Here is an 8,021-nt window from a genome sequence, read left to right as displayed (position 1 = left end):
GTCAGCGCGATCAGGACCAGAAGGGCGGCCGTTCGCAGCCCGAGATGGATCAGGGTCGCGGCAAGGATGCAAACCGGGACCGCTGATCCTCCCGGAAGCGATCACGAAAGGCCCGGCAGGTTCTGCCGGGCCTTTTTCTGGCTGCCGGCTGCGATCCCCGCGCCCGGCGTCACGCGGGAAAGGGCCGCAGGCCAAGACGGCAGCTCATCTGCGGGCAGGAACATTCCGCCATCGCCGGGGTTGTTTCCGCGTTCACCTCAAGGGCAGGTGTCCTCGTTACAGGAGAGACGCGAATGAAATTCCTTTCATTGACCACCGCCGCTGCACTGGCACTCGGGGGAAGCATGGCCGCGGCGCAAACCACCACGGCAGAAACCAATCGGGACAATCCCCCGCATTTCGGCGAGACCTGGGGCGGCACGGTCGGCACCCAGTTCTTCACCGACGACACGATGGGCACGCTTCGCAGCGATGACGAGATTCGCAACGCCTGGCAGAGCATGACCGAGGAACAGCGGGCGATGGTCACCGCGGATTGCGATCTTGCGAAGGGCACCGATGCATCAGCCTCCGGCACGGCCACCGACAATTCGGCGCCCAGCGGATCCGAGGGGACGGCAAACGGCGTGACCCAGGACAACATGATGAAACTCTGCACGGTCATCGCGCCTTGATCGCCCCGCGATCGGTGCGAAGAGAGGGGGCGCCCTGAGCAGTCGGGGCGCCCCTTTCGATTCAGCGCCACGTCTCGCGGGATCATCCGCCCACCAGCTCGCCGCCGTTGGGATGAAGTGTCTGTCCGGTCACATAGGAGGAATCGTCGCAAGCCAGGAACAGGATCGCCGGGGCGACCTCGTTCGGTTGGCCGGGTCTGCCGAGCGGCGTGTGCCTGCCGAACTTGGCGACCTTCTCCGCATCGAACGATGCCGGGATGAGCGGCGTCCAGATCGGCCCCGGAGCCACCGCGTTGACGCGGATGCCCCGTTCGGCCAACTGGGTCGAGAGCGCCCGCGTGAAGGCCAGGATCGCGCCCTTGCTCGAGGCATAGTCGACCAGTTTCTCATGCCCCCTGAACGCGGTCACCGAACTGACGTTCACGATCGCATCGCCAGCGCGCATGTCCGCGACGACTTCCTGGACCAGATGGAACTGCGCGAAGAAATTCGTCGCGAAGGTGCGCTGCAACTGCGCTTCGGATATGTCCTCGACGTGGTCGCGCGTGTGCTGCTCGCCGGCGTTGTTGACCAGAACGCCGATCCGCCCGAAGGCGCCCACCGTCTCCCTGACGAGACGTTTCACCTCATCGCGATCGCCGATGTCGCCGTGCAGCGCGATCACCTCTGCGCCCTCCTGTCTGATGGCTTCGATCGTGTCGGCGGCGTCCTGGTGCTCGTCCCTGTAGTGAAAGGCGATGTTTGCCCCCTCGCGCGCGAAGAGCACGGCAGTTGCCCGCCCGATGCCACTGTCGCCGCCAGTGATGAGCGCGGTCTTTCCTTTCAGCCGGCCAGAGCCTGCGAAGCGCGGGCCATAGTCCGGCGCGGGCGTCATGTCTGTCTCGAGCCCGGGCTGGCGGGCCTGAACCTGGCGCGGAATGCCGGAATCCTGCATCTTTTCCTCCTGTTTCCAGACCGTTCGTCACTGCGGGCTCCCCGCCGGGGAGCTTCCCGCCGGGGGCTGTATCTGCGGATCATGCTCCGGCGTCCGCTCGGGAAGGGGGCGGGGCGGGGTCCCGGGCGGCGGCACGACATCGGGCCCGGGCGGCGGCGGGTCGGGTTGTGGTTCGGGCCCCACCGGACGATCGGGTTGGGGATCGGGCGGCAGGGAAAGCTGATTGAGGTGACGCATGTCTCGGTCCTCCCGGTGATCTTTAGACAATCCGCTCGGGAAACATTTGTTCCCGGGTCGCGGCAAGGCGGTCCGGCCAGGGCTGGGGGCCACGATCCGACCGGCCTGCGACCGGAACATTTCCCGGGGGACGGGGTTGTGTCCCCGTTCTCGGCAGGGCGCTGATGGGTTCAGCCGGGAAGGCAAACCGGAGAGATGAAATGGCCGACAGAGATCAGGACTACGACGACCAGAATGACCGCTACGCCCGGGCATCGAGAGACGATCGGATGAGGAACCGCGGATGGCAGGGCGAGGAGCGTTCCGGCAGCCAGGCCAGGACCTCCGGCCGCGCGTGGTCCGACGCCGGGGACTTCGCACGCGAGGACCGCGGGCGCGAGGATGACGATTTCCACCGTTCCGGCTGGAACCAGGACATGCGCGATCCGGGCCGGGCCCGTGGCGGCGCCCAGACCTATGCAGGCGGCTCCCGCCACGGTGGCCAGACCGGAGACGACGCCTACTCCGGCGCCTATCCGGGGTTCCGCGATGAATCGGCCGAACGCCGCTTCGGCGAGCGCGGCCCGGGCGGAAATCGTGCCGGCCAGTATGGAACCGGCCAGTATGGAGCCGGCCAGTATGGAGCCGGCCAGTATGGAGCCGGTCACGACTGGCGCGAGGCCGATCCGTCCCGGCCCGGGTCGCAGGGCTACCGGTCGGGGTCGGGGTGGGTTGAAGATGACAATCGTGCTCTGGCCGAGCGGCACGGCGACCGGCCCGAACCGGGCCGCCACCGGCATGAACAGAACTTCCGGGTGTGGCGGGATCGCCAGACGCAGCAGTTCGACGACGACTTTGCCGCCTTCAGCGACGAGAAGCAAAAGCAGTTCGACACCGAATTCGACGAATGGCGGAAGAACCGGGCCCAGAAGGGCGGCGCTGCCACCGGAATGGTCGGCGGTCACACCACGGGGCAGACCACCGGGCAGGCTGCGGGCGACGCTGCATCGGAGGCTGCGAGGAACCGGGAAGGCGGCGCCAAGAAGCCCTGAAACCCGGCGGCCGGCGCGGTGACACGCGCCGGCCCCGGCACGAGCAGATTTCCTGCCGCGACGAGGCCGAGACCGGGGCGACTGCAATGCGTCTCCCCGTGTCGATGGCCGGACCTTCCCCGATACCCTCCCGGCGGAAGGTCCTGGCCGTCTGAGCGTGATCCCCTCCGCTCAGGCGGCCAGCTTCAGCCGGGACCGCCGCAGGCTCTTGCCCAGGTCACCCGGCAAGGCGCCGCAGGGCGGCGTTCTCCATATTCCGATCAGTGCCGCTTCTTCAGCGCCGCCACGCGGTCTTTCAGCGCGGCTTCGAGTTTCAGCGCGAGTTCCAGCAGCCGGGAAGGAACCTCCTCACCCTCGACCTTCTCGAGCGGAGTCGAACCCCGACCCGAGATCGCTGCATCTTCACGCGGTTTGCGCCCATCTGTCATGCCTGATCCTGCAAAACCGCCAGCCTGCACCGCCCTGCGCCACTCGATTCAGCATAGGCCCACCGCGGCACTTTCGCAAAGCGTTACTCGCGCGCCTCGAGCGCCGATTTCATCATGGCGCGGCCGCGGTTCACCCGGCTTTTCACCGTGCCGATATTGCAGTTGAACTGTTTGGACGCCTTTTCGTAGCTGTTGCCGCCCAGCACGACATAGGCAAGCGTCTGGCGGTAATGGGCAGGAAGCGCCGAAAAGGCGCGGCCGACCTCGCGCACTTCCATATGAAGCTCCTGCGACGGCTCGGTTACCGGCAGTTCCGAGATGCAGTCCGCGATGCCCACCATCTCGCGCTTTGCAGATTGCCGCGAGGTGTAGAAGCGATTGCGCATGATCGTGAACAGCCAGCCGCGCAGATTGGTCCCGGGCTGAAAGCTGTCCACATAGAGAAGCGCCCTGAGCAGGGTTTCCTGAACAAGATCGTCACTGTCAGCCCGGTTGCGATGAAGCGACCATGCGTAACCCCTGAGCGCGGGGATGAGTTCCACGACTTTCTGACTGAATGAACCCTCGTCGCAACCGTCGGTCCTGTCCATCTGATCCCCCCCTTTCCGCCGTCCCCATGAAAACGACCAAAGGACGGATCTGTTCCGTCGATGTGTCAGCACCGGAGCGGAAGCGGCGGAGATCAGCCAAGAGGAACCGGACAGGGCGGGAAAGCGGGGCCGCGCGCCGGAACCGGCGCGAACCCGAGGGTCAGGCGTGATGCTCTTCCCAGGCGGCGATATAGTTCCGGGTCTGGGGCACGGTGCCGACCCGTCTGCTGATCTGGATCTGGAAGACGACCAGACCGGTATGGCGGAATGCGCCCTCGCAATAGGCCAGATAATATTCCCACATCCGGCAGAACCGTTCATCGTAGATCGCTGCAATCTGCGCCCGCGCGGCCATGAAGCGCGTGCGCCAGGCGCGCAGCGTCTGGGCGTAATGCAGGCGCAGGACCTCGATGTCGGTGGTATAGAGGCCCGCCTGCTCGATCGCCGGGGCGATTTCCGACAGCGACGGCGCATAGGCTCCGGGGAAGATGTATTTGTTCATCCACTGGCTTGTCGCGCGCGGCGGGCGCACCGAGCCGATCGTATGGATCAGCGCGACACCGTCGTCCGCAAGCAGGCTCGCGACCTTGCGGAAGAACTGCCGGTAGTAGCCGACGCCGACATGCTCGAACATGCCGACCGAAACGATGCGGTCATAGCGACCTTCCGCCTGGCGATAGTCCTGAAGCTTGAATGCGAGGCGGTCTTCAAGCTTCCCGGCCGCGGCCGACTTCACCGCGTGGTTGCATTGCTCGACCGACAGGGTCAGTCCGGTGACCCTGACTCCCGCGGTCGTCGCAAGGTGCTGGGCGAGGCCGCCCCAGCCGCAGCCGATGTCGAGCACCGTCTGTCCCGGAGAGAGCAGGAGTTTCGCCGCGATATGGCGCATCTTGTTCTGCTGCGCGTCTTCCAGCGTGTCGTCGGGGCTGGTGAAATACGCGCAGGAATATTGATGCGCCGGATCGAGGAAGAGGTCGTAGAGCCGGTGCGAGAGATCGTAGTGGTGGGCGACGTTCCGGCGGGATTTCTTCAGCGGGTTGTTCTGTGCCATGCGCCGCGTCAGATAGAGCAGCGCCGCGTGCACCTTCATGATGCCGGCTCCGTCGCCGAGGCCGATGTTCCGCATGGCCAGGGTGATGAGATCGTAGATCTCCCCATTCTCCACCACCAGCGTGCCGTCCATGTAGGCCTCGCCCAGCCCGAGGTCCGGGTTGCGCAGAATTCGCCAGACCGTTGCGGGCTGAAGGATGCGCACCCGGACCCTGGGGTCACCGAGGCCGACCTCTATCCGTTCGCCCTGCGGCAGCACGACCTGGAGCGTGCCCTGCCGGATGACGGCGGACAGCAGCGTGCGAAGAAGGAAGGCCGCCAGATCGGATCCGGCGCGGTGCCAGGGCTGATCCTCAACGAGGGAAGACGTCGTCGTGCTTTCGGGCCGGTCCGCCCCAGTGTCTTGCAGCATGTCGCACCTGTGGATGATGAGAGGATGCCCGCGGCAACGGCGTGGACGGAGGCGCGTTGTCCGCGGGCGGAAGTGTCATGCCCGGCTCCGGCCCAGGGTTGCACCAAGAGCCAGGCCCGCCCCAAGGGCGAGAAAGCCCGCGAACACCGCGGTGCCGGGCAAGACCAGATGCCATCCGGGGCTGAGCTGCTCGGGCAGCAGGCCATAGTCGATGACCAGCGCCAGCATGCCGACCAGCAGGGCGCAGAGCCAGACCGGAACGGTCCGTCTGACGCCCGTGAACAGAAGGAGCGCGACCAGAACCGCGCCCCAGAAGAAGCATGCCACGACATGGGTCAGGACGCCGGTGCCGGTCACCCCGAGCGAGAAGCCCGGCGTCGAGGCGGCCGCGGGCCCGAACAGCCAGTGGGACGTGGCGTTGAAGGCGGCAAGCGCGCTTCCGGCGAAAACCCGTCCGAGCCCCATCAGCACGATCGCCGACACGACCGTCCCGCCCAGCCCGGCCTTCAGGAAGGTGATCACGGTGGTGCTGTTCATCCCGAACTCGTCATGCTGCCCGTGCCGGACGCTCCCCGCGGCGATCAAGGAGAGGTTGCGGGAGGTGTCGCGGGGGCTGTCGTCGTGCCCGTGCCCGTGCCCGTGCCCGTCGTGCCGGTGTCGGAAGGCGCGGTCGCGGGGGGCGTAGCGGTCTCAGGCGCCGGGGCTGGCGCTGGTGCGGTCGCGCCTGTATCGGCGGGCGGAGTGGTATCGGCGGGCGCGGTGGCCTCGGGCGCCGGCGGCGTGACCGATGTCCGCTCGTTGCTGACGAAATATCCGAGGATAAGCAGAACGACGATCGCCCCGGCAATCAGCCACATGGTCTGCGGACGGTTGGAAACCGGTCTCGACCTCGGTCCGGTCGGGGGCGGATTGGGATCAAGATTTGTCATCTGGATGTCCTTTCGCGATACGTTCTTTGCTGCAACGCCGAAACCGGCCGAATGGTTCCAGAGGGGGCCGCGAGGCGGCACCGGGAGGGATCAGGGCTGCGTTCCGGGGTCTGGAGTGGCGGTGCCTTCCTCGGCCGGGGCGGACGCCCCGGCAGGCGTTTCGGGGGGCGGCGGATCGGATTGGCTGACCTCTTCGAACAGCCAGTAGATGATGACGCCGAGGGCGAAGAGGACAACCAGGGCCATCCCGATGATCGGCACCCTGTGCCGTTTCAACTGCCTTTCGGGATCCGTCTGCGGTGCGGACATGGGGCGCGCCTCCTGTTGCAGCCTTTCGAAACCCTCGCCGGCACCGGATGGTTCCCGGTGGAACGGCAGGAGGTGGGCTGGGAAGGGAGATCAACGCCCGCCCGCGCGGTCTGCGGCGGCCCCGAGGAAGGAACCTGCTTCCCGTCAATCGGACACTGGGGGCGCGTCGCCTTCCGGCAGATTGCCGGGCTGCTTGGTGTTCGTATCCGGCCGCGCATCGCGATCATCGCGGTTTTTTCCAGCCGGATCAATCTGCTGCTGCCGCTGGTCGATGGTGCCGGGGTCGGGGTGGCGGGTGGTGGGATCGTTGCGTGGCATGAGGGCCTCCTGACGGTGCGCCTCTTCAACGCCGCATCCGGGCGGATGTTCCGCACCGCCAGGGCCGGACGGCATTTCGGCAGGAACATTCGCAGGTCCGGCAGGTTCAGGGTCCGGGAGCGTCGGGAAGCGCCCGCGTTCCAACCCCAGGCCGCCGGCCCCGAACCTCTGGCCGTTCCGGGCAACCGCATCATCGACATGGAGATCGAAATGAAAGAGAAGTCGCTAGAAAGCGCATTCGCCGACACCCTGAAGGACATCTACTATGCCGAGCGTCAGATCCTGAAGGCGTTGCCGAAGATGATCCGCGCGGCACAGTCGAAGGAGCTCAAGGACGGGCTCACCAAGCACCGCAAAGAGACCGAGGGCCAGGTGGAACGCCTGGAGCAGGTCTTCGAGATCATCGGCAAACGGGCGCAGGGCAAGACCTGCCCGGCGATCAACGGCATTCTCGAGGAGGGTGCCGAGGTCATGGAAGAGTACGGCCAGACCCCGGCCATCGACGCCGTGCTGGCGGCGGCGGGCCAGGCGGTCGAACACTACGAGATCGCCCGCTACGGCACGTTGTGCGCCTGGGCCGCGCAGCTCGGCTATGACGACGCGATCCCGCTTCTGCAACAGACGCTCGAGCAGGAGAAGGCGGCCGACGAGGCCCTGTCGGAGGTTGCCGACCAGGTCAACCAGACGGCGATGGCGGCAGCCTGACCGGCTCGGGCTGACGGCAGAAGGGCCGGGCTTGCCCGGCCCTTTTGACTTGCAGGCAAAACCGGCCCGAGTGGGGAGAGGCGGTCGTGGTGGACCTCAACCTGACCCGATCCAGGCCGCAACCCGGATTGATCCCGCATAAATCGCGACAGCCCTTCCCCCAAGAGCGCCGGGAGCGAGGATGCGTTGACCGGACGACCGCTCCCTGTGCGTCTGGCAGAGACGGTTGGATGTCGGGTGGCGGAGGAGGTGGGCCTGATGTCGAACCTTCTTTTGTGGATGCCGCTCGGTTTGCAAGGAATTTCTGATCGTCCGGACATGTGATCGAGTGCGGTCTTTTGTCAGGCCTGTTCGTGCGGCTGACTGGCGCCGCTGGCCGGGATGGTGATGCGCGGAGCGGGGCC

At 66.5% G+C, this 8,021-nt stretch carries 9 protein-coding genes; 3 read left to right on the top strand and 6 right to left on the bottom strand.

Annotated elements, in window-relative coordinates; genetic code table 11:
* Positions 1–293: 293 nt before the first annotated feature.
* A complete protein-coding gene (locus tag ACE3P6_RS03090) occupies positions 294–674 on the top strand; it encodes a hypothetical protein (RefSeq protein ID WP_374391530.1) in 381 nt (126 codons plus the stop codon).
* Between the two features lie 82 nt (positions 675–756).
* On the opposite strand, the gene ACE3P6_RS03085 is transcribed toward ACE3P6_RS03090, so the two are convergent.
* On the bottom strand, positions 757–1,608 hold the full coding sequence (locus ACE3P6_RS03085) for a glucose 1-dehydrogenase (RefSeq protein WP_374391528.1): 852 nt from the start codon (positions 1,606–1,608) through the stop codon (positions 757–759).
* A gap of 437 nt (positions 1,609–2,045) precedes the next feature.
* Between ACE3P6_RS03085 and ACE3P6_RS03080 the strand changes: the two genes are divergently transcribed.
* Positions 2,046–2,876, top strand: coding sequence for a hypothetical protein (locus ACE3P6_RS03080; protein WP_374391526.1), 831 nt, complete (start codon positions 2,046–2,048; stop codon positions 2,874–2,876).
* 260 nt (positions 2,877–3,136) lie between these two features.
* On the opposite strand, the gene ACE3P6_RS03075 is transcribed toward ACE3P6_RS03080, so the two are convergent.
* The 5 genes from ACE3P6_RS03075 to ACE3P6_RS03055 form a co-directional block, all read right to left on the bottom strand.
* Positions 3,137–3,304 carry a hypothetical protein gene (locus ACE3P6_RS03075; protein WP_374391524.1) on the bottom strand — a complete coding sequence of 56 codons (168 nt, stop codon included), beginning with the start codon at positions 3,302–3,304 and terminating at the stop codon, positions 3,137–3,139.
* 83 nt (positions 3,305–3,387) lie between these two features.
* Positions 3,388–3,894, bottom strand: coding sequence for a sigma-70 family RNA polymerase sigma factor (locus ACE3P6_RS03070; protein ID WP_374391522.1), 507 nt, complete (start codon positions 3,892–3,894; stop codon positions 3,388–3,390).
* A 160-nt stretch (positions 3,895–4,054) separates the two neighbouring features.
* Positions 4,055–5,356 (bottom strand): class I SAM-dependent methyltransferase, encoded by a 1,302-nt coding sequence (locus tag ACE3P6_RS03065; protein WP_374391520.1) that lies wholly within the window; start codon positions 5,354–5,356, stop codon positions 4,055–4,057.
* Between the two features lie 75 nt (positions 5,357–5,431).
* Positions 5,432–5,893 (bottom strand): hypothetical protein, encoded by a 462-nt coding sequence (locus ACE3P6_RS03060; protein WP_374391518.1) that lies wholly within the window; start codon positions 5,891–5,893, stop codon positions 5,432–5,434.
* Between the two features lie 482 nt (positions 5,894–6,375).
* Entirely contained in the window at positions 6,376–6,594 is a 219-nt protein-coding gene (locus ACE3P6_RS03055; protein ID WP_374391516.1) for a hypothetical protein, read from the bottom strand.
* A 528-nt stretch (positions 6,595–7,122) separates the two neighbouring features.
* Between ACE3P6_RS03055 and ACE3P6_RS03050 the strand changes: the two genes are divergently transcribed.
* A complete protein-coding gene (locus tag ACE3P6_RS03050; protein ID WP_374391531.1) occupies positions 7,123–7,617 on the top strand; it encodes a ferritin-like domain-containing protein in 495 nt (164 codons plus the stop codon).
* Positions 7,618–8,021 lie beyond the last annotated feature (404 nt).

The organism is Tabrizicola sp. (assembly GCF_041911175.1).
GTDB lineage: Bacteria > Pseudomonadota > Alphaproteobacteria > Rhodobacterales > Rhodobacteraceae > Tabrizicola.
This window is presented reverse-complemented; position numbering and strand designations above follow the sequence as displayed.

Bases quoted from the DNA above. Each gene is read 5' to 3' on its own strand.
- ACE3P6_RS03090 (WP_374391530.1), top strand. From the start codon at position 294: ATGAAATTCCTTTCATTGACCACCGCCGCTGCACTGGCACTCGGGGGA.
- ACE3P6_RS03085 (WP_374391528.1), bottom strand. From the start codon at position 1,608: ATGCAGGATTCCGGCATTCCGCGCCAGGTTCAGGCCCGCCAGCCCGGG.
- ACE3P6_RS03080 (WP_374391526.1), top strand. From the start codon at position 2,046: ATGGCCGACAGAGATCAGGACTACGACGACCAGAATGACCGCTACGCC.
- ACE3P6_RS03075 (WP_374391524.1), bottom strand. From the start codon at position 3,304: ATGACAGATGGGCGCAAACCGCGTGAAGATGCAGCGATCTCGGGTCGG.
- ACE3P6_RS03070 (WP_374391522.1), bottom strand. From the start codon at position 3,894: ATGGACAGGACCGACGGTTGCGACGAGGGTTCATTCAGTCAGAAAGTC.
- ACE3P6_RS03065 (WP_374391520.1), bottom strand. From the start codon at position 5,356: ATGCTGCAAGACACTGGGGCGGACCGGCCCGAAAGCACGACGACGTCT.
- ACE3P6_RS03060 (WP_374391518.1), bottom strand. From the start codon at position 5,893: ATGAACAGCACCACCGTGATCACCTTCCTGAAGGCCGGGCTGGGCGGG.
- ACE3P6_RS03055 (WP_374391516.1), bottom strand. From the start codon at position 6,594: ATGTCCGCACCGCAGACGGATCCCGAAAGGCAGTTGAAACGGCACAGG.
- ACE3P6_RS03050 (WP_374391531.1), top strand. From the start codon at position 7,123: ATGAAAGAGAAGTCGCTAGAAAGCGCATTCGCCGACACCCTGAAGGAC.